The organism is Rhodococcus wratislaviensis, from assembly GCF_041228765.1.
GTDB lineage: Bacteria > Actinomycetota > Actinomycetes > Mycobacteriales > Mycobacteriaceae > Rhodococcus_F > Rhodococcus_F wratislaviensis.
In genome coordinates this window covers 5,166,559-5,187,038 of the sequence record NZ_CP150488.1, presented here as the reverse complement: position 1 = coordinate 5,187,038, position 20,480 = coordinate 5,166,559, and the positions used below count along the sequence as shown (strand labels likewise).

The window sequence follows — 20,480 nt, the reverse complement described above, 5'->3', positions numbered from 1 at the left end:
GGAATTACGCGTGGTGCGAGGAGAGAACGTGCGGACAGGGCATCAGCCGAGCGGACACGGCTTCGGCAGCCCCAGCCCCGCCCCCCGCGCGACCGACACCGGTACGGTGCTGGGTCGCGTCACGGGCAAGGTCCTGGCCTACATCGCATTGACCAAGCCGCGGGTGATCGAGCTGCTGCTGGTCGCCACCATCCCGGCGATGCTGGTGGCAGATCGCGGCAATGTCGACATCCTGCTGATCCTCAGCACGCTGTTCGGCGGGTGGATGGGCGCCGCGAGCGCGAACTCCCTCAACTGCGTCGTCGACGCCGACATCGACAAGGTCATGAAACGCACCGCCCGCCGGCCGCTGGCCCGCGACGCGGTGCCCACGTCCCACGCGTTCGTGTTCGGCATGACTCTCGGCGTCGCGTCGTTCCTCTGGCTGTGGTGGCGCGCCAACCTGCTCGCCGGCTGCCTGGTCGTCCTGACCATCGCGTTCTACGTACTCGTGTACACAATGGTGCTCAAGCGCCGGACCTGGCAGAACGTCGTCTGGGGCGGCGCCGCGGGCTGCATGCCCGTCATGGTCGGCTGGTCGGCGGTCACCGGGTCGCTGAGCTGGCAGCCCATCGTGCTGTTCCTGGTCATCTTCTTCTGGACGCCGCCGCACACGTGGGCCCTCGCCATGCGCTACAAGGAGGACTACAAGGCGGCCGGTGTCCCGATGCTGCCGGTGATCGCCACCGAGGAGCACGTCACCAAGCAGATCCTGCTGTACAGCTGGGCGATGGTGATCACGTCCCTCGTGCTCGTCCCCGCCGCGGGTGTCGTCTATGCCGCCGTGACCCTCGTGGCCGGTGCCTGGTTCCTGCTGATGGCCCATCAGCTGTACCGCAGCGTCCGCGGCGGAGCGGCCGTGAAACCGCTCCGCCTGTTCCTGCAGTCCAACAATTATCTGGCCATCGTCTTCGTGGGACTCGCCGTCGACTCCGTGCTGGGACTGCAGACCGTGGCCGGCCTGCTGAGCTGACCTCCGCGTCACGGCCCGAGGTGACGCTCCGCGTCAGGGCACCAGCACGATCGAGCCCGTCGTCGCACGCGCCTCGAGGTCGCGGTGCGCGTCCTCGGCCCGTGCGAGCGGGTACTCCGCGCCCACCCGGACCGTCAGTGAACCGTCGGCCAGGGCGGAGAACACGTCTCCCGCCCGCCACGCCAGTTCCTCACGGTTTCGGACGTGGTGCGCGAGTGTGGGCCGGGTGAGGAACAGCGATCCGGCCGGGTTCAGCCGTTGCGGATCGAACGGCGGCACCGGGCCGCTCGCCGCACCGAACAACGCGACCGTCCCCCGGATCCGCACCGACGCGAGACTGGCCTCGAACGTGGACGCGCCGACACCGTCGTAGGCGGCTGCGGCGCCCTCGCCGTCGGTCAGCTCGCGCACCCGGGCGGCGATGTCGTCGTCGTATCGCAGCACCTCGTGTGCGCCGGCGTCACGGGACAATTGCTCCTTGGCGTCGGAGGACACCGTGGTGATCACCCGCGCGCCCAGCGTGGTCGCCATCTGGGTCAGCAGCAGGCCGACTCCGCCCGCTCCGGCGTGGACCAGGACGGTGTCGCCGGACTGGATCGGGTAGGTCGAGTGGGCCAGGTAGTGGGCCGTCATTCCCTGCAGCAGAGCGGAAGCGGCCTGCGGGGCGGGCACGGAGTCGGGGACGGCGATCGCCACCGCCGCGGGCACGACCACCTTCTCGGCGTAACTGCCGGGGGCGGAGCACCAGGCCACCCGGTCGCCGGGAGCGATACCGGTCACGTCGCCGCCGACGGCCTCCACGACCCCGGAGCCCTCGTCTCCGGGGACGTAGGGGAGTGGCCGCGGGTACAGCCCCGTCCGGAAGTACGTGTCGATGAAGTTGATGCCGATCGCGTCGGTGCGAACCAGAAGATCCGTCGCTCCGATCTCGGGTTCGGGAACCTCTACGGGTTCGAGGACGTCGGGACCACCGAGACGGGAAACCTGTATAGCGCGCATGGTTTCAGTTCTACACGGCGAGTGCCGCCGCACCGAGCCTGGCGGGCGCGACACCGGTACCGCCCAGTATTCTCGGGGGCATGAGTACCGATACCCATGCCGAACCGGCGCCCGCGAGCCCGGCGCCCTCGCTCCCGTCCCACACGGTCGACGCGATCAAGAAGTTCGTGGCCGAGCACGGCGGTTCCGCCAGTGCGGTCATCCAGCCGATCGGACTCGCCGGCGTCCGTATCACGCTCGTCGGAGCCGACGGCATCCTCGGTGACCAGGTGGTCGAGGACCTCGCCACCGCGAACGCCGTCGTCGCATCCTTCGACGACGTCACCGTCTCGGAGTGGGACCGCGCGATCACCAGCATCGTCACGCCCCGCAAGGGCCACTTCCAGAAGATGGCCGGCTGGGTCGCGCGGCAGACGCGCTTCCCGAAGGCCCGCAACGAGCGCTAGACGCTCGCGGTGTCGGGCTGCGTGACGAACTCGCGGGTGCGTCCCGCAGCCCACACCGCCGCGGTGGCGGCGGTGCACAGCCCGGCTCCCGCGACGTGGAATGCCACGAGGACCGCGGGAACGTCGGTGAAGAACTGGACGAGTCCGATCAGCGCCTGCGCCACCACCAGCGCGAGCAGTACCTGCACGCGTACCTTCACCGCGCGGGTGGCGCCCACGGCGTACAGGCCGAAGCACAGGCCGACCAGCAACGCCAGGTAGCCCACCAGCAGCTGGGCATGCAGGTGCACGAGCGTGACGATCTCTACCTCGAGACGGGGAACCACGCGGTCGAGACTCTTGTCTCCCGCGTGCGGTCCGGCGCCCGTGACCAGCGTTCCGGCGGCGAGCACCCCGGCCAGCGCGACACCCGACAGCGCGGTGAGCCACCGCAGCGGGGCGGGGATCACGTCGATCGCCGGCGCGTCGTCGGGTTCGCAGATCTTCGCGTACATCACGGTCGCCAGCCACACCATCGCCATCGACGCGAGCAGGTGGACCGCGACCGTCCACCACAGCAGTCCGGTGAGCACCGTGACACCGCCGATGACGGCCTGCACGACGGTGCCGAGGGGCATCATCCACGCGTAGACGAGGACCTCTTTCCGGCGACGGGCGCGGGTGACCGCGAGGACGATCAGGGCCGCGGCGACAACGACGACGAACGTGAGCAACCGGTTGCCGAACTCGACCGCCTGATGGACGACGGCGACCTCGCCGTGCCCGACCGGCACGAAGCTGCCGGGGAAGCACTGCGGCCAGGTGGGGCATCCGAGGCCGGAGGCGGTCACCCGCACGACGGCCCCGGTGACGGCGATCCCGCCCTGCGTGAGGATCACCGCGAACGCGATGACACGCTGCACGGTCAGCGACGGAAGGGGAAGACGGTCTACCAGGCTCAGAAACCCGCGATACAGCACGACGTCGATGGTAGAGGGCCGTCAACTACAGCGTGTCGTTGGGCCGGTGGCGGTGCGCTCGACTCCGTGCTACTCGCCGCGAATCCGCAGGACGCCGGTCACCGTGCCCTGCCAGAAGTCGCCGGTGTCGGTGACAAGTCCGGACATCTGCAGGGTGTCGTTGACCGCGGTACCGGGGAGTGGACTGGTGCGCTCGACCGAGCCGTCCGCCGGATCGATCACCGCGAACGAGAAGCCGTCCAGGGGTGTCGTGACGTCGAACCCGTGGCGGATCACGGTGTACAGCAGGCCGTCTCCGGTCGAGAGGTGGGGCACCGCCGCGCTGCGGACGTCGTTGCTCCACACCTGGTGGCAGCCGATCGGGTCGATGTCGACGCGGGTCATGCCGCCGGTGAAGGGGGCGTTCGTCGGAACCGCCGGGCCCGCGCCGTCCGGGACGGCGGGATACGGGTAGCCGTAGGTCCCGGCGACGTACACCGAATTGGCGATGCCGATCGGCGAGTTCTCGCTGCCGCCCGGGTTGCCGAGCACGGGGAGGGAGCAGATCTCGTCACCGGAATCGGCGCGGAAGACCCGAAGATTCACCTGCGGGTCGGCGTTGTCGACGATCGCGACGAAATCGCTGCCGGTCGACGGCCCGAAGTAGGTGGGAGTGGAGCCGGTGCCGTGGCTGAGTTGCCCCGGCTTACGGTCCGGACCGCGGTCGTAGTCCCGCCGCCAGTCCACGCGCACCGCGCCGTCGCGGAGCGTGAACTGGTACAGCGCGTGCGTCGTCGCGACCGCGGTGCCGGCGGGCGAGGTGGAGATGCTGTTCTGGACCTGCTCGCCCGCGGCCAGCGGCAGGCTGTGCGCGACGCCGGCGCGATCCACGGCTCCGACGACGCCGCCGCCCGTCGCGAACCAGACGTTGCCCTGCCAGTCCGGCGTCAGCCCGGTCACGTTGTCTCCCGGCGGAACACTGCCGGACAGGTCGACGTGCGAGTCGACGGTGATCCGCCAGCGGCCTTCGGGGTCCTTCGAATGTCCGAGGCGCAGTAGCTGACGGTTTCCGTCCACCACGACCAGTCGGTTGTCGTTGTCGAGGAACGCGTACACGCCGCCCAGGAGGCTGCCCTTCGCCAGTGTGAACGTGGCGAGCGAGGCGCCGAACGGGGCGGCGGGAGCGGCGGGGTCGATGAGGTGCACGGTGGGGACCTGGCCGGCCACGGACGTGCACAGGGCGACGACGAGCCGGTCGGAACCCTGCAGGAGGGTCGGGCACGCCGAGACCAGCGGGTACGCGGACAGGGTGACCGGGCCGGTGCCGGGACCGGGCAGCGGAGTCACGTCGGTGGACCCCGCATCGCCGTGCATCGTGGACGTGCCTGCGGGTCCGAGGAACGGGTTCGGCGCGGCGGGCGATCCCCACTGCGGTGCGGCGCCCGCGGGCAGGGTGCCGCAGCCGAGGACGGCGAGCAGGACTGCCAGGACGGTGCCGACGCTGTGGGCGCGCCGGGCTGTGGGTCGGCGGATCACGTGAACCGGAACGTCCGGGCCGCCAGGGCTCCCGCGGCCGCACCCCAGACGACGAGGACCACGACGCTGAGCAGGTCCACCGACCCCGACAGGGCGGCGTCGAGCGCATGCGCGAGCGCACCGGACGGGATCAGCCGGGCCCCGGTGTGCAGGAGCCAGGGCAGATCGCCGGTGGCGAACACCACACTGCCGACGCCGACCATCACGAACCAGAGGATGTTGGCCAGGGCGAGGACGATGTCGGCGCGGAGGGTGCCGCCGAGCAGCAGTCCCATCGCCGCGAACGTCACGGTGCCCAGGGCGATGATCACGGCGCCGAGGACGAGTCCCCACGCACTCGGACGCCAGCCGAGCGCCAGCCCGATCGAACCGAGGAGCACCGATTGCAGGGCGACGACGATAACCACGGCGGCGCTCTTCCCGGCGATGATTCCCCACGTCGGCAGGGGAGTGGCGCCGAGCCGCTTGAGGGCCCCGTACCGGCGATCGAAACCGACCGCGATGGCCTGGCCGGTGAACGCGGTGGACATCACCGCCACCATCATCACGGCGGGCACCACCTTGTCGACCCGCGACGTTCCGAGGTCGCCGATGGGCAGCAGACACAGGCCGATCAGCAGCGTGATCGGGATGAACATGGTCAGCAGCAGCTGTTCGCCGTTGCGCAGGAGCAGTTTGAGTTCGAGCGCGGTCTGCGCCCTCAACATGACCGCCGCACCGCTCGGGCGGGGATCGGGTGTGAACGTGCCGGGGGCGAAACGATTCTCCGTCAGACGGTCACTGGTGCTCATCGTCATCCCCTCAGTTCCCGGCCGGTGAGTTCGAGGAAGACGTCCTCGAGGCTGCGCTGGTCGACACGGATGTCGCTGATCAGGGCGTCCAGGTCGGCGCACCACGACGCGACCGACGCCACCACCTTCGGGTCGATCGGCCCTTCGACGAGGTAGGTGCCCGGCCCGGACTCGGCCACCCGGAAACCGTCGGGGAGGGCTCTCGCGAGGGGCTCGGTGTCGAGGCCTGCGGGCGCGCTGAGCCGCAGCTGCCCCTCGGCGCCGCGGCTGGTGACCTCGGCGGGCGTACCCGCCGCGACGATCGACCCGTGGTCGATGATGACGAGCCGGTCCGCGAGTTCCTCGGCCTCGTCCATCAGGTGCGTCGTCAGCAGCACACTGACGCCGTCGCGGCGCAGCGCGTCGATCAGTTCCCACACGAGTAGGCGGGCCTGGGCGTCGAGTCCGGCGGTGGGCTCGTCGAGGAAGACCAGTTCCGGCCTGCCGACCAGCGCGCAGGCCAGGGACAAGCGCTGCTGCTGCCCGCCCGACAGCCTGCGGTACGGGGTGCGACGGGAATCCTCGAGTCCGAGGCTGCGCAGCAACCAGTCGGGGTCGAGGGGGTCGGCCGAGTAGGCCGCGACGAGGTCGAGCATCTCACCGGCGCGGGAGCCGGGGTACGCGCCGCCGCCCTGGAGCATCACACCGATCCGGGCCCGGACGGCGCCGGCATCGGCGACAGGGTCGAGTCCGAGGACACGGACGGTGCCGCTGTCCGGGCGGACGAAGCCCTCGCACATTTCGACTGTGGTGGTCTTACCCGCGCCGTTGGGACCGAGCAACGCGACCACCTGTGCAGGTTCGACGGTGAGATCGAGTCCGTCGACGGCCCTCACACCGTCGAAGGTCTTCACCACGCCTTCCAGGCGTACAGCAGGTTGCGCCGATCCGGGCGTTCGCGAGGTCACGGGGAATCAGCGTAAGCCTTGGCCTGGTGTGACCCGGCCGGTGCCCCGGCTTTCCGCGTCGACGTCGTCCCGGGGCGGATCCTGCGGATCCGGCACGGTCGGGTGCTGCTCCGAATCGACCCGCCAGGGCAGCCGGTTGCGGGTGATCACGATCAGCGTTCCGGCCGTGAAGATGGTGGCGATGGCGGCCTGCACGATGACGAAGGGCTGGTACTCGCCGCCGTTCGGCATCAGGATGACGCTGACGATGGACGAGAAGACGATGGCGGGGACGCGGAAGGCGGGTGCCGTGGCCCAGGCCGCGAGCGGCAGGACCGCCCACAGCAGATACCAGGGCTGCACCACGGGGAAGAGGAGGACGACCGCGCCGAGGGACAGTCCCAGCGCGCCGACAGCGTGGATGCGGTCGACGAGCGTGGCGACGAGCATCCGCAGTGTGATGAACGCCGCAGCGACGGCCGCGATCGGCCGGGTCAGGCTCAGCACCGCCGTCGTGTGGTCGCCGAGGCCCAACAGGACCCCGGCCAGTCCGGTGCCCAGTCCGAGGAGGGTGGGGATGGACATCCAGCTGCGGACCGCGTTCGCGGTGCCGAGGGTGTGTACCCAGCCGATGCCGAGTCCGCTGGACGTGCTGATGACGAGGGTGACCACCAGGGCCACCCCGCCGAGCAGGGCGGCCGCCATGAGCACGGCCTTCGGGGTCCCGCCCCATCTCCGGGCCAGCGCCATCCCGACGAATCCCAGTGCGAGGAGGGAGGGGATCTTGATCGTCGACGACAGGGCGATGAGTGCCGCCCCCGACAGCAACAGGAGAAGGGATTGCCCGCGGATCGGCTCCGACCGTTCGATCGCCCGCAGCGCCAGCTCGATCCCGGCCAGCATGAGACCGAGCATCAGCGCCTCGTTGTGAATTCCCGCGACGAGGTGGAACAGCAGCAGGGGGTTGGCGGCCCCCAGCCACAGGGCGCTGACCTCGGCGACGCCACAGCGCCGCGCCAGCCGGGGGAGCGCCCACACGATCATGGCCACACCGGCGAGGGCCAGCAGCCGGTGCAGGAAGATTCCCGCGACGATGTTCTCACCGGTCAGCCAGCTGATCCCGCGCCCCATCCAGAGGAACAGCGGCCCGTACGGCGCAGGCGTGTCGCGCCAGATCGTCGGCACGGTCCGGGTCAGGACGTGATCGACGCCGAGCGCACCCGCGGGACCGATGGCGTAGGGATCGAGGCCGCGGGCCGCGATCTCGCTCTGCGCGAGGTACGAGTACACGTCCTTGCTGAACATCGGCGGCGCGACGGACAGCGGGATGATCCACAGCAGCAGGGTGCGGTCGAGCTGGGACCGGTTGAGGCGGCGCACGGCCCCCGACTGCAGACTGCCGATCGCGAAGCGTCCGAGGAGGAGCCACGCGAGCACGATCATCACGGTGCCGGTCATGGTCAGCGTCAACGCGACGCTGGGGATACGGGCGGGCAGACCGATGACGCGAAGACCCTGGACAGGGTTCTGCAGTACCGGCTGGGCGCCGGCGCCCAGCGCGCCCACCGCCATCAGGACGGCCCCGGTCGCGCCGAACCGGCGGATTCCGCGGAGCTGCGCGGTCTCCTGCTCGTTCAGGCCCGCGGTCTCCGGCTCGTCGCCGTGCAACGCGGCTGCCACCGAGGGGCGCGGGGAGCGGCCGTCGATGCCCAGCGCCCGCCGGGCGAGCTCGGCCGGATGTCGAAGAGCGGCGCGAGCCGTGAAGGTCGGCTCCGCGCGGGTCGGCTCCGGGTTCTCGGGGGTCTGCGGCACACAGGCAGCGTAGCGGTGCGCCCAACACAGCCGGTTCGGCCAGTATTCCCGAGCGGCGACAGCACATAATCACAGGTGTAAGGCAGGGCACCCTTAGTAGACCTGCGATCCGAATTCCGTCACACTAGTGTTGTGAAAACGGAAACGACACCACGTGCAACGAAGGAAAGCGCAGTTCACGCGCCTTCCTCGGCGGCGCCTGTCGAAACCGCGTCACCCGTCGCCGTCGGCCACGAAGGCCACACCCGCGCTGCCGTCGTGAAGCTCCTCCTCGAGGAGGGGCCGATCACCGCGTCGGAAATCGGAACCCGCCTCGGTCTGAGTGCCGCCGGTGTCCGTCGACACCTCGACGCGCTCCTGGAATCCGGAGAGGCGCGCGAGGCGTCGTCCGTCGCCGTGCGTCACCGCGGACGGGGACGTCCCGCCAAATACTTCCAGATCACCGCCAAGGGCCGCGGCAGGCTCGGACACGCGTACGACGACCTCGCCGGCGCGGCCATGCGTCAACTGCGGGAGGTCGGGGGAGACGCCGCGATCACCGATTTCGCGCGTCGCCGAGTCCAGGCGATCGTCGGAAACGTGACCCCGGCAGCCGACCAGAGCGCCGAGGGCCTCGAAAACACCGCCGACGCCATCGCCGACGCCTTCACCACCGCCGGATTCGCGGCATCGACGCGCCCGGTCGGCAACGGCGTGCAGATCTGCCAGCACCACTGCCCGGTCTCACACGTGGCCGAAGAATTCCCGGAACTGTGCGAAGCCGAGCAGGAAGCGTTCGCCCAACTGCTCGGCACCCACGTCCAGCGGCTCGCGACCATCGCGAACGGTGACTGCGCATGCACCACCCACGTTCCACTCGTCCCACCGTCCGGTCCCAAATAACAACGCTCTCCCGATAGATCCCCTAGTCAGCAACCTGTATTCCACCGGCGACCAGCCCTCGCCGGTCTCGTAACAAGACTCCGGAAGGAGCTCGCATGACCGTCACATCAGACCAGGTGACATCCACTGCGTCGGCCAACGCCGAGCCGCTCACGCAGGAAGAGACCATCGCGTCACTCGGGCATTACGGGTACGGCTGGTCCGATTCCGACGAGGCCGGTGCCAGTGCACAGCGCGGTCTGTCCGAAGACGTCGTGCGCGACATCTCGGCGAAGAAGAGCGAGCCGGACTGGATGCTCGACATCCGCCTGCGCGCGCTGAAGACCTTCGACAAGAAGCCGATGCCGAACTGGGGATCGAACCTCGAGGGCATCGACTTCGACAACATCAAGTACTTCGTCCGCTCGAGCGAGAAGCAGGCCGAGAGCTGGGAAGACCTGCCCGAGGACATCAAGAACACGTACGACAAGCTGGGCATCCCCGAGGCCGAGAAGCAGCGCCTCGTCGCCGGTGTCGCGGCTCAGTACGAGTCCGAGGTGGTCTACCACTCGATCCGTGAAGACCTCGAGGCGCAGGGCGTGATCTTCCTCGACACCGACACCGGTCTGAAGCAGCACCCCGAGCTGTTCCGGGAGTACTTCGGCACGGTCATCCCGGCCGGCGACAACAAGTTCTCCGCGCTGAACACCGCGGTGTGGTCGGGTGGCTCCTTCATCTACGTTCCGCCGGGCGTTCACGTCGACATTCCGCTGCAGGCCTACTTCCGCATCAACACGGAGAACATGGGCCAGTTCGAGCGGACCCTGATCATCGTCGACGAGGGCGCCTCGGTGCACTACGTCGAGGGCTGCACGGCGCCGATCTACAAGTCGGACTCCCTGCACTCCGCGGTCGTCGAGATCATCGTGAAGAAGGGCGGTCACTGCCGCTACACGACCATCCAGAACTGGTCGAACAACGTCTACAACCTGGTCACCAAGCGCACCAAGGTCGAAGCCGGCGGATCCATGGAGTGGATCGACGGCAACATCGGGTCCAAGGTCACCATGAAGTACCCGGCCGTCTGGATGATGGGCGAGCACGCCCGCGGCGAGGTTCTCTCCGTGGCATTCGCCGGTGAGGGCCAGCACCAGGACACCGGTGCCAAGATGCTGCACCTCGCGCCGTACACGTCGTCGACCATCATCAGCAAGTCGGTGGCCCGGGGCGGCGGACGCGCGTCCTACCGCGGACTCGTCCAGGTCAACAAGGGCGCTCACGGTTCCAAGTCGACGGTCAAGTGTGACGCGCTGCTGGTCGATCAGATCAGCCGCTCGGACACCTACCCGTACGTCGACATCCGCGAGGACGACGTGACCATGGGCCACGAGGCCACCGTCTCGAAGGTGAGCGACGACCAGCTGTTCTACCTGATGAGCCGCGGGCTCACCGAAGACGAGGCCATGGCCACGGTCGTGCGCGGCTTCGTCGAGCCGATCGCCAAGGAACTCCCGATGGAGTACGCCCTGGAACTGAACCGCCTGATCGAACTGCAGATGGAAGGGGCGGTGGGTTAGTGACCACGCCAGAAACTGGTGTCCAGAATCTCGGAGTCGCGGGAGCCGTCGCAGGCGAGAATCCGCGGATAGCGCGGACCGCCACCGGCTCGCCGATCAAGAACAAGGGTGAGGTCTTCACCTCGTTCGACGTCAACGCCTTCGAGATCCCGGGTGGTCGTGACGAGGTCTGGCGGTTCACACCGCTGCGCCGACTCCGTGGATTGCACGACGGAACGGCTGTCGCGAACGGCACGGTCACTGTCGACGTCGCCGGTCCGGACTCCGTCCGGGTCGAGACCGTCGGGCGTGACGACGACCGGCTGGGCAAGGCCGGCGTCCCCGCCGATCGGGTGGCCGCGCAGGCCTACTCGGGTTTCGAGACGGCCACCGTCGTGACCGTCGGCCGTGAGGTCGAGGTCGCCGAGACGATCAACATCACCGTGACCGGCCCGGGCGAGGACAAGGTCGCCTTCGGGCACCTGCAGATCCGGCTCGAAGCCTTCGCGAAGGCGACCGTCGTCATCGACCAGCGCGGTAGCGGCACGTTCGCCGAGAACGTCGAATTCGTTCTCGGCGACAGCTCCCGCCTCACCGTGGTCGCCGTCCAGGACTGGGCCGACGACGCCGTGCACGTCGCCTCGCATCACGCGCGGCTGGGCCGTGACGCGGTGCTGCGGCACAACGCGGTCAGCCTCGGCGGCGACCTCGTGCGCCTGTCCGCGACCGTGAAGTACGACGGCCCGGGCGGCGACGCGGAACTGCTGGGCCTGTACTTCGCCGACGCCGGACAGCACTTCGAGCAGCGGCTGCTGGTGGATCACTCCCAGCCGCACTGCAAGTCCAACGTGGTCTACAAGGGCGCCCTGCAGGGTGATCCGAATTCGGGAAAGCCCGACGCCCACACCGTGTGGATCGGCGACGTGCTGATCCGCGCCGCGGCCGAGGGAACCGACACGTTCGAGCTGAACCGCAACCTCGTCCTCACGGACGGTGCACGTGCGGACTCGGTTCCGAACCTGGAGATCGAGACCGGTGAGATCGTGGGTGCCGGCCACGCCAGCGCCACGGGTCGATTCGACGACGAGCAGTTGTTCTACCTGCGCGCCCGTGGAATCCCGGAAGACGCGGCACGGCGACTCGTCGTGCGCGGGTTCTTCCACGAGATCATCAACAAGATCGCCGTCGCCGAGATTCGCGAGCGTCTCGAGGCTGCCGTCGAGGCCGAACTCGCCGCAGTCGGCGTGTGACCCACGCCGCCGGACCATTACTTCCCATTTCTTCGAAGGATCACAATGTCTACCCCTGACGCTTCCACCCCCGAAACCTCGGTCCTGGAAATCAAGGACCTGCACGTCGACGTCGCGAACACCGACGAGAACGCCGAACCGATCAACATCCTCAAGGGTGTGAACCTGACGGTTCGTTCCGGCGAGACCCACGCGATCATGGGACCCAACGGGTCCGGCAAGTCGACGCTGTCGTACGCCATCGCGGGTCACCCCAAGTACCAGATCACCTCGGGCTCCATCACCCTCAACGGTGAGGACGTCCTCGAGATGAGCGTCGACGAGCGCGCCCGCGCGGGACTGTTTCTCGCAATGCAGTACCCCGTCGAGGTCCCCGGCGTCTCCATGTCGAACTTCCTGCGCACCGCGGCCACCGCAGTCCGTGGCGAGGCCCCGAAGCTCCGCCACTGGGTGAAGGAAGTGAAGGAAGCGCTGACCGAGCTGGACATCGACCCCTCGTTCGGCGAGCGCAGTGTCAACGAAGGTTTCTCCGGCGGTGAGAAGAAGCGCCACGAGATCCTGCAGCTCGGTCTCCTGAAGCCGAAGATCGCGATTCTCGACGAGACCGACTCCGGTCTCGACGTCGACGCCCTGCGCGTCGTCTCCGAGGGCGTGAACAAGTACAAGGAACGCGAGCACGGCGGAATCCTGCTGATCACGCACTACACTCGCATCCTCCGGTACATCAAGCCGGAATACGTCCACGTGTTCGTCGGCGGTCGTGTCGTCGAGTCGGGCGGACCGGAACTGGCCGACGAGCTCGAGGCGAACGGCTACGAGCGCTTCACCCAGGCTGCAGCAACGCAAGGAGCATAAACGCAGATGACCACCTCGGTGCGCGTATTCGACGTCACCCGGATCCGGGAGGACTTCCCGATCCTGGCGCGTACGGTTCGCGACGGAAAACCGCTGGTGTACCTCGATTCGGGCGCGACGTCTCAGCGCCCGAATCAGGTGCTCGACGCCGAGAGGGAGTTCCTCACCACCTGTAACGCGGCCGTGCACCGGGGCGCTCACCAGCTGGCCGAAGAGGCCACGGACGCGTACGAGAACGCACGTGCGGCGATCGCCGCGTTCGTCGGCGCCGACAGCGACGAACTCGTGTTCACCAAGAACGCGACGGAGTCCCTGAACCTCGTCACCCACGTCCTCGGCGACGATCGCTTCGAGCGGCACCTCGGCCCCGGTGACGAGATCGTCATCACCGAACTCGAGCATCACGCCAATCTCGTGCCGTGGCAGGAACTTGCGCGCAGCACCGGTGCGACGTTGCGCTGGTACGGCGTCACCGACGACGGCCGGATCGATCTCGATTCGCTCGAGCTGACCGATGCTGTCAAGGTCGTGGCGTTCACCCACCAGTCCAACGTCACCGGGGCGGTGGCACCCGTCGAGGAGTTGGTGCGCCGCGCCCGCGCGGTCGGTGCGCTGGTGGTACTCGACGCATGCCAGTCCGTCCCGCACATGGCGGTGGACTTCCACGCGCTCGGTGTGGACTACGCAGCCTTCTCGGGGCACAAGATGCTCGGTCCGTCCGGGGTGGGTGTCCTGTACGGCCGCCGCGAACTGCTGAACGCTATGCCGCCGTTCATCACCGGTGGTTCGATGATCGAGACCGTCACGATGGAACGCACCACCTACGCGCCGCCCCCGCAGCGGTTCGAGGCCGGCGTCCCGATGACGTCGCAGGTGGTCGGGCTCGGTGCCGCGGTCCGGTATCTCGAAGAGATCGGGATGGACGCGGTCGCCGCGCACGAGCACACCCTGGTCGAGGCGGCGCTGGCAGCGCTCGGTGCCATCGACGGCGTGCGCATCATCGGACCCACGACCGCCGAGGACCGCGGCGGGGCCGTGTCGTTCGTGGTCGACGGAATCCACGCCCACGATCTCGGGCAGATCCTCGACGACGAGGGAGTCGCCATCCGCGTCGGCCACCACTGCGCCTGGCCCCTGCACCGCCGCTTCGGTGTCGCGGCCACGGCGAGGGCGTCGTTCGCGTTGTACAACACGATCGACGAGGTCGAGGCTCTCGCGGCAGCCGTGCGGCGTGCACAGGAGTTCTTCGGGGAGGTTCCTGCATGAGAATGGAACAGATGTACCAGGAAGTGATCCTGGATCATTACAAGCATCCCCACGGCCGCGGCCTGCGTGAACCGTTCGGCGCCGAAGTCCACCACGTCAATCCCACGTGCGGTGACGAAGTGACGCTGCGGGTGCAGCTTTCCGACGACGGCACCGTGGTGGATGTGTCGTACGACGGCCAGGGCTGCTCCATCAGCCAGGCGTCGACGTCGGTGCTCACCGATCAGGTGGTGGGTATGCCCGTCGAGCAGGCCCTGCAGACCGTTGCCGCGTTCAATGAAATGGTCAGCAGCCGCGGTACCGTCGAGGGAGACGAGGACGTCCTCGGGGACGGCATCGCCTTCGTCGGCGTCTCGAAGTACCCGGCGCGTGTGAAATGCGCGTTGCTGGGATGGATGGCATTCAAGGACGCGGTTGTTCAGATAGTGGACGACCGTGTTGTGGACGAACAGGATTCGGCCGTTCCGACAGCAGACGGCGAACCAGCTCGAATCGGAGGACAGGCATCATGAGCGAGACGCAGACGCCGGAGGCGGACGCCACGGCCGTTCCGGAGCAGGCGACGGCCGACCAGGGCGGCGAGACCGCCACCGCCGCGTCGGGTGCTATTACCGACCCGAAACGCCTCGAGGAGCTCGAGGAGGCGATGCGCGACGTCGTCGATCCCGAACTCGGCATCAACGTCGTCGACCTCGGTCTCGTGTACGGGATCACCGAGGAAGAGGACGTCGTGACCCTCGACATGACGCTCACGTCGGCGGCCTGCCCGCTGACCGATGTCATCGAGGACCAGTCGCGGGGCGCGCTCGTGCGCAGCGGTCTGTGCAACGAACTGAAGATCAACTGGGTGTGGCTCCCGCCGTGGGGCCCCGACAAGATCACCGAGGACGGACGCGAGCAGTTGCGCGCGCTCGGCTTCACGGTCTGACCACCCACCACTGGTAACGCGGAGGGGCTCGGCGAGAATCATCTCGCCGAGCCCCTCCGCGTCGGTTCAGGCGCGTTTGCGTTCCGTGGTGGACGACTTCGAGGCGGCCTTCTTCGCCGCGGTCTTGGCCGGTGCCTTCTTCGCCGGCTTCTTCTTGGCCGGTGCGGCCTTCTTCCCGGCGGCGTCGACGCTGCGCTGCAGTGCGGCCACCAGATCGACCACTTCGGCGTCCTCGCCGCTCTTCTCGACCTCGGCGACGGGGATGACCTTCTTGCCGCCGGACTCGATCATCTCGTCCAGCAGTTCCCGCAACTGCACCTGGTAGTCGTCGGTGAATTCGGTGGGGTCGAAGTCGTCGGCCATGCTGTCGACGAGCGTCTCGGCCATCGCGAGTTCCTTCGCCTTCGGTTTGTCGACGCCGTCGAGTGAGGAGAATTCCGCCGCCCGTACCTCGTCCGGCCACAGCAGCGTCTGGATCACCAGCACCCCGTCCCGTGAACGCATCGCGGCCAGTCGGGTGCGCTGCCGGAGGGTGAAGTGGACGAGGGCTGTACGGTCGCTGTTCTCGAGGGCTGTCGCGAGTAGGACGTAGGCCTTCGGAGAGCTGGAATCCGGTTCGAGGAAGTAACTCTTCTCGAACAGAATGGGGTCGATCTGTTCGGTCGGCACGAACTGCAGAACGGGAATCTCGTGTTTCTCGGCGGCGGGCAGTTTCCCGAAATCATCGTCCGTCAACACCACGCGCACGCCGTCGTCGGAGTCGTAGGCCTTGTCGATATCGGCGTATTGGACGACGTTGCCGCATTCGGAGCAGACGCGGTTGTATTTGATCCGGCCGCCGTCCTTGGCATGGACCTGATGAAATCTGATGTCGTGATCCTCGGTTGCCGAATAGACCTTGACCGGCACATTCACGAGTCCGAACGCTATCGAGCCCTTCCATATCGACCGCATGCGTTCCATGATGGTCTCCTTTTCGCGTTCGCGCGACAGTTCATCGAACTTCCCGGCGCAGCGTCGAACGGAGAATCACACTGCGGATATCGCCGGAGGACGCTCGAAACATCCGGCCCATTGCCGACAGGGTTCCGCGTGGATTCGACCGCTGGGACAGATATGCCGCCTGGAGTTGTGGCGGCAGATCGAAGAAATGCTCGAAGAATTCGGGGACGTGCTCCGCATCCAGATTGAGGAGGACGCGAAGGCCGACCGATCGCAGCGACGCGACGGTGCGGGCCTTCCACGGCCACAGTCGGGCGTTCGAACCGTCACGAAGATCGCGGGCCAGGACATCTGCGCACAGGAGCGACGCCGCCACGCTGTAGCCGGTTCCGGGGTGCATCAACCCGGCTCGGGCCCCGAACCGCACCTGATCCGAGCTGTGAGCACGACCGGCCTCGGGTGGTGGCTCGACGGCGAATCGGACCCTCTCGACGTCCGAATGGGACGGCACGGTGACGCCCCGCTGTCGTAGCCGGTCGTGGAGTCTGGTGGCGAGCTCCGAGATCGGGAGTGGGGGGCGACCGACGAGGCACGTCTCCTCGAGCAGAAACCGTTCCCGTGAGAGCGGCACGCCGTAGAGGAACGACGGCGAGTCCGACGGCGACGTGCCGTTGTCGCGGCGCCAATCCATGAAGACCGAGCGCTCGCCGGCGAGCGCGTGTGCGGCGGTGCCGGGGTCCACCACGACGCCGTACGCCGTCTGCTGGGCGAGGTCGGGGCTGTCGCCGGTGCCGCGCGCATCGACGACGACGTGTGCCTTCAGGGTCGAGCCGTCGTCCAGTTGGACGGAAGTGGGGGAGAGGTCGATGGCTCTACCTGCGAGAACTGTTCCGCATTCGCTGCTGAGTATTGATTGCAGTACTGATGTATTCAAAACACAATATGTGCGATCGATGGTGTGTCGACGTGTCGTCCAGGCTGTCGGGCGAGGAGTTCTCGTCACGACGGCGTCCCGAGGGAGCCAGTCGGGGAGCTCGTCTTCCCAGGCTGCGTACGTCGCGGTCCACGATCTGCGGGGGAGCGGGTCGACCGAGACGACCGTTGAACCGAGAGCCGTGGCCCGGTGGGCGAGGGCGCGGCCGGCAGGCCCGAGGCCGACGATCGCGACGTCCCAGATCGCTGGACGAGGGGAAGCTGTCACGCCGCAAGCCTGTCACGGCCGGGAGTTGTCGGCCGGAGACATGCCAGGTTCCATGATCGGACGCGGACGGAACGCGCAGGTTTCCCGAATTTCGGCTGTGGCGGCGCTGGCGCCCGGGGTAGTGGGGACTCACCCCACAGGTCCCGAACCCCATGAACACACCACCGCAATCCCCGATCAGGGGAGCGGGGTGCCGCCGCCGGGTCGGCCTGGCTGCGGGGGAGCGCGAGAGGTGAGCGAGAAGCAGTTGGCAGGTGCGGGAACGTGAACGCGCCTCCGATTTTCGGAAAGGTGCCGGCCGGGCTTCCCGGTTTCACCGGACGCCGGGATCCGAGGGTGGTGAATGAGTCGGACCGTGACGGAACATCGCAGTTTTCCGAATTTCTGACTTGCTCCTGTCAGGACGAACCACCGGGGGTCACCATCCCCGCCACCTCACGACCACACGCAACACCCTCGATCACGCCTCGACGCAGGGGCCCGGGCCTACCGGGGGCGTTTACGGCGGCGAACGTTAGCGGGATCACTGGCAGGCGTGTTCCGAGTCGCCGGCGGTCGGGTAAAATTGCTGGTTCGTGTGTTCATTGCGCAGTTTTCCTCATTCAACGCGAGCGTCATTTTCCTAGGAGTCTTGTTGATCACCGCTACCGACCTGGAAGTTCGAGCTGGAGTACGGACGTTGCTGTCCGCGCCCGGGCCGGCCTTGCGGGTACAGCCCGGCGACCGCATCGGGCTGGTCGGCCGCAACGGTGCCGGCAAGACGACCACCCTCCGCATCCTCGCGGGGGAGGGGGAGGCGTACGCGGGTGCCGTGGTACGCACCGGCGATCTCGGATATCTTCCGCAGGACCCGAAGGAAGGCGACCTCGACGTCCTCGCGAAGGACCGAGTGTTGTCCGCGCGCGGACTCGACTCTCTGCTTCGGGACATGGAGAAGCAGCAGATCCTGATGTCGGAGGTCGTCGACGACGCCGAGCGTGACAAGGCCGTGCGCAAGTACGGCAACCTCGAGGACCGCTTCTCCGCCCTCGGCGGGTACGAGGCCGAGAGCGAGGCGGCACGCATCTGCAACAGCCTCGGTCTGGCCGACCGCATCCTCGGTCAGCAGTTGCACACCCTGTCGGGTGGTCAGCGCCGCCGTGTCGAATTGGCGCGCATCCTGTTCGCCGCGTCGGACGGTAGCGGCGGACGGTCGGACACGACCCTTCTGCTCGACGAGCCGACCAACCACCTCGACGCCGACTCGATCACCTGGCTGCGGGGATTCCTGCAGAACCACGAGGGTGGACTGATCGTGATCAGTCACGATGTCGATCTGCTCAACGACGTCGTGAATCGGGTGTGGTTCCTCGACGCCGTGCGCGGCGAGGCCGACGTGTACAACATGAGCTGGAAGAAGTACCTCGACGCCCGAGCGACCGACGAGCAGCGTCGTCGCCGTGAGCGCGCCAACGCGGAGAAGAAGGCCGGTGCCCTGCGCGCTCAGGCCGCGAAGCTCGGCGCGAAGGCCACCAAGGCGGTGGCGGCGCAGAACATGGCGAAGCGCGCCGACAAGCTGATGTCCGACCTCGACGCGGAACGCGTGTCCGACAAGGTGGCCCGGATCCGGTTCCCCGAGCCGGCGGCGTGTGGCAAGACTCCGCTGATGGCGGAGAACCTGACCAAGGTCTACGGTTCGCTCGAGATCTTCACCGGGGTGGACCTCGCGATCGACCGTGGGTCACGCGTCGTGGTGCTCGGTCTCAACGGTGCCGGTAAGACGACGCTCCTGCGCATTCTCGGCGGCGTCGAGACGCCGGACGCGGGCGGACTCGTCCCCGGTCACGGGCTGAAGATCGGCTACTTCGCGCAGGAACACGACACCCTCGACGACAACGCGTCGGTGTGGGAGAACATTCGCCACGCGGCGCCGGACACGGGGGAGCAGGAGCTGCGTTCGCTGCTCGGTGCGTTCATGTTCACCGGCCCGCAGCTCGAGCAGCCCGCGGGGACCCTGTCCGGCGGTGAGAAGACGCGCCTGGCACTTGCGGGTCTCGTGTCGTCCGCGGCGAACGTTCTGCTGCTCGACGAGCCGACGAACAACCTCGACCCCGTCTCCCGCGAGCAGGTGCTGGACGCGCTCCGCAGCTACACCGGTGCCGTGGTGCTGGTGACGCACGACCCGGGCGCGGCCGAGGCGCTCGACCCGGAGCGGGTCATTCTCCTGCCCGACGGCACGGAGGACCACTGGTCGCAGGACTACCTGGAACTGATTCAGCTCGCCTGAGCACTGCGCGTAGATATCGCCGTCGCGGGGCTCTACCGTGGAAACCACCGTCGCTCGCCGACTGGAGGAGTTCATGGCTGACATCGGGGTCTTCGCCAAGAGCGCTCGGATCACGGGACCGTCGCGCGCCGATCTGCAGGCGGAGCTGAAGGAGCGCTACCAGGCCGGTGCGAGTATTCGATCCCTTGCCCGGGAAATGGGGAGATCGTACGGATTCGTCCGCAACATCCTCGCGGAGTCCGAGGTGGAGCTCCGCGGACGAGGCGGAGCTCACCGTCGCAAGACCTGACCGGTGTCGGTGGGGGAGTGCGGTGTCAGTCGCGGCGTCGGACGGATTCCTCGACGAGGTCGAGGACCGCCGACAGGTTGTCGCCGGCGTGCCCGGAGGCGATGCGTGCGACGAGGCCGTCGAGCACCAGGTCCAGGTAGCCGATCAGGACGTCGGTCGGGACGTCGTCGCGGAGGCGGCCCGCGGATTTCTGCCGCGCGAGGCGCGCCATGGTCGCCTCGGTGAGTTCCGCCGACCGCTGTGACCAGCTTCTGCGGAAGTCGGGATCGTTCCGCAGGCGCCGGGCGATCTCGAGCCGGGTTCCCAGCCAGTCGAACTGTTCGGGCTGGGCGAGCATGTCCCGCATCACCTGGACGAGGCCCTCGTGGGCGACCACGTCGGCCATCCTGGTCGCGTCCTCGTGGGCGAGCGCCAGGAACAAGCCGTCCTTGTCCTTGAAGTGATGGAAGATCGCCCCGCGTGACAGTCCGGTCACTTCTTCGAGCCGGCGGACGGTGGCGCCGTCGTAGCCGTATTCGGCAAAGCAACGGCGGGCGCCGTCGAGGATCTGACTGCGCCGTGCCGCGAGATGGTCTTCACTGACCTTGGGCAAAGGCTTCCTCCTTC

Annotated in this window: 20 protein-coding genes; 11 read left to right on the top strand and 9 right to left on the bottom strand. The window is 67.9% G+C overall.

The features are described from left to right. The first annotated feature begins 28 nt into the window (after positions 1-28). Positions 29-1,012, top strand: a complete 984-nt coding sequence (locus tag WKC72_RS23930) for a heme o synthase (RefSeq protein WP_370179661.1) — start codon at positions 29-31, stop codon at positions 1,010-1,012. A gap of 33 nt (positions 1,013-1,045) precedes the next feature. Here the strand turns inward: WKC72_RS23930 and WKC72_RS23925 are convergent, their stop codons facing one another. Beyond that, positions 1,046-2,011 carry a quinone oxidoreductase gene (locus WKC72_RS23925; protein WP_370179659.1) on the bottom strand — a complete coding sequence of 322 codons (966 nt, stop codon included), beginning with the start codon at positions 2,009-2,011 and terminating at the stop codon, positions 1,046-1,048. Between the two features lie 80 nt (positions 2,012-2,091). Here WKC72_RS23925 and WKC72_RS23920 point away from each other — a divergent pair, with 80 nt between their 5' ends. Continuing rightward, the gene (locus WKC72_RS23920; RefSeq protein WP_037237798.1) at positions 2,092-2,457 is read left to right on the top strand and encodes a hypothetical protein; all 366 of its coding nucleotides are present in this window, start codon (positions 2,092-2,094) and stop codon (positions 2,455-2,457) included. Here the strand turns inward: WKC72_RS23920 and WKC72_RS23915 are convergent. From WKC72_RS23915 to mptB, 5 genes are all read right to left on the bottom strand, one after another. Further along, the gene (locus WKC72_RS23915; RefSeq protein WP_037237794.1) at positions 2,454-3,416 is read right to left on the bottom strand and encodes a heme A synthase; all 963 of its coding nucleotides are present in this window, start codon (positions 3,414-3,416) and stop codon (positions 2,454-2,456) included. The genes WKC72_RS23920 and WKC72_RS23915 overlap by 4 nt on opposite strands. 69 nt (positions 3,417-3,485) lie before the next feature. Beyond that, entirely contained in the window at positions 3,486-4,931 is a 1,446-nt protein-coding gene (locus tag WKC72_RS23910; protein ID WP_370179654.1) for a hypothetical protein, read from the bottom strand. Beyond that, positions 4,928-5,728 carry an ABC transporter permease gene (locus tag WKC72_RS23905; RefSeq protein WP_037237788.1) on the bottom strand — a complete coding sequence of 267 codons (801 nt, stop codon included), beginning with the start codon at positions 5,726-5,728 and terminating at the stop codon, positions 4,928-4,930. Before WKC72_RS23905 ends, WKC72_RS23910 begins: the two co-directional genes overlap by 4 nt. Next, a complete protein-coding gene (locus tag WKC72_RS23900) occupies positions 5,725-6,669 on the bottom strand; it encodes an ABC transporter ATP-binding protein (RefSeq protein ID WP_037203409.1) in 945 nt (314 codons plus the stop codon). The genes WKC72_RS23905 and WKC72_RS23900 overlap by 4 nt, the downstream gene beginning before the upstream one ends. A 6-nt stretch (positions 6,670-6,675) precedes the next feature. Then, positions 6,676-8,460, bottom strand: coding sequence for a polyprenol phosphomannose-dependent alpha 1,6 mannosyltransferase MptB (gene mptB, locus WKC72_RS23895; RefSeq protein WP_037237780.1), 1,785 nt, complete (start codon positions 8,458-8,460; stop codon positions 6,676-6,678). Positions 8,461-8,592: 132 nt separating this feature from the next. Between mptB and WKC72_RS23890 the strand changes: the two genes are divergently transcribed. The 7 genes from WKC72_RS23890 to WKC72_RS23860 all read left to right on the top strand — a co-directional run bounded on the left by WKC72_RS23890 (position 8,593) and on the right by WKC72_RS23860 (position 15,176). Next, positions 8,593-9,342: a metalloregulator ArsR/SmtB family transcription factor gene (locus tag WKC72_RS23890; RefSeq protein ID WP_281272459.1), complete on the top strand. Its 750-nt coding sequence runs from the start codon at positions 8,593-8,595 to the stop codon at positions 9,340-9,342. Between the two features lie 95 nt (positions 9,343-9,437). Then, entirely contained in the window at positions 9,438-10,898 is a 1,461-nt protein-coding gene (gene sufB / locus WKC72_RS23885) for a Fe-S cluster assembly protein SufB (RefSeq protein WP_009480461.1), read from the top strand. After that, the gene (sufD, locus tag WKC72_RS23880; RefSeq protein ID WP_112300770.1) at positions 10,898-12,127 is read left to right on the top strand and encodes a Fe-S cluster assembly protein SufD; all 1,230 of its coding nucleotides are present in this window, start codon (positions 10,898-10,900) and stop codon (positions 12,125-12,127) included. The genes sufB and sufD overlap by 1 nt, the downstream gene beginning before the upstream one ends. Positions 12,128-12,172: 45 nt before the next feature. After that, on the top strand, positions 12,173-12,982 hold the full coding sequence (gene sufC / locus WKC72_RS23875) for a Fe-S cluster assembly ATPase SufC (RefSeq protein WP_005255023.1): 810 nt from the start codon (positions 12,173-12,175) through the stop codon (positions 12,980-12,982). A 6-nt stretch (positions 12,983-12,988) separates the two neighbouring features. After that, a complete protein-coding gene (locus tag WKC72_RS23870) occupies positions 12,989-14,248 on the top strand; it encodes a cysteine desulfurase (protein WP_037237772.1) in 1,260 nt (419 codons plus the stop codon). Beyond that, a complete protein-coding gene (gene sufU / locus WKC72_RS23865) occupies positions 14,245-14,760 on the top strand; it encodes a Fe-S cluster assembly sulfur transfer protein SufU (RefSeq protein WP_037237770.1) in 516 nt (171 codons plus the stop codon). The genes WKC72_RS23870 and sufU overlap by 4 nt, the downstream gene beginning before the upstream one ends. After that, positions 14,757-15,176: a metal-sulfur cluster assembly factor gene (locus tag WKC72_RS23860; protein WP_009480466.1), complete on the top strand. Its 420-nt coding sequence runs from the start codon at positions 14,757-14,759 to the stop codon at positions 15,174-15,176. Before sufU ends, WKC72_RS23860 begins: the two co-directional genes overlap by 4 nt. Positions 15,177-15,242: 66 nt before the next feature. Here the strand turns inward: WKC72_RS23860 and WKC72_RS23855 are convergent, their stop codons facing one another. Together WKC72_RS23855 and WKC72_RS23850 are read right to left on the bottom strand one after the other, a co-directional pair. Further along, positions 15,243-16,139 carry a Ku protein gene (locus WKC72_RS23855; protein ID WP_037237769.1) on the bottom strand — a complete coding sequence of 299 codons (897 nt, stop codon included), beginning with the start codon at positions 16,137-16,139 and terminating at the stop codon, positions 15,243-15,245. 31 nt (positions 16,140-16,170) lie between these two features. Further along, positions 16,171-17,319 (bottom strand): lycopene cyclase family protein, encoded by a 1,149-nt coding sequence (locus WKC72_RS23850; RefSeq protein ID WP_370179648.1) that lies wholly within the window; start codon positions 17,317-17,319, stop codon positions 16,171-16,173. Positions 17,320-17,953: 634 nt separating this feature from the next. Between WKC72_RS23850 and WKC72_RS23845 the strand changes: the two genes are divergently transcribed. Both WKC72_RS23845 and WKC72_RS23840 read left to right on the top strand, forming a co-directional pair. Further along, a complete protein-coding gene (locus tag WKC72_RS23845; RefSeq protein WP_007300669.1) occupies positions 17,954-19,585 on the top strand; it encodes an ABC-F family ATP-binding cassette domain-containing protein in 1,632 nt (543 codons plus the stop codon). 73 nt (positions 19,586-19,658) lie between these two features. Next, positions 19,659-19,874 (top strand): helix-turn-helix domain-containing protein, encoded by a 216-nt coding sequence (locus WKC72_RS23840; RefSeq protein ID WP_005255033.1) that lies wholly within the window; start codon positions 19,659-19,661, stop codon positions 19,872-19,874. Positions 19,875-19,899: 25 nt separating this feature from the next. On the opposite strand, the gene WKC72_RS23835 is transcribed toward WKC72_RS23840, so the two are convergent. Beyond that, positions 19,900-20,466, bottom strand: coding sequence for a TetR/AcrR family transcriptional regulator (locus WKC72_RS23835; RefSeq protein WP_009480470.1), 567 nt, complete (start codon positions 20,464-20,466; stop codon positions 19,900-19,902). Positions 20,467-20,480 lie beyond the last annotated feature (14 nt).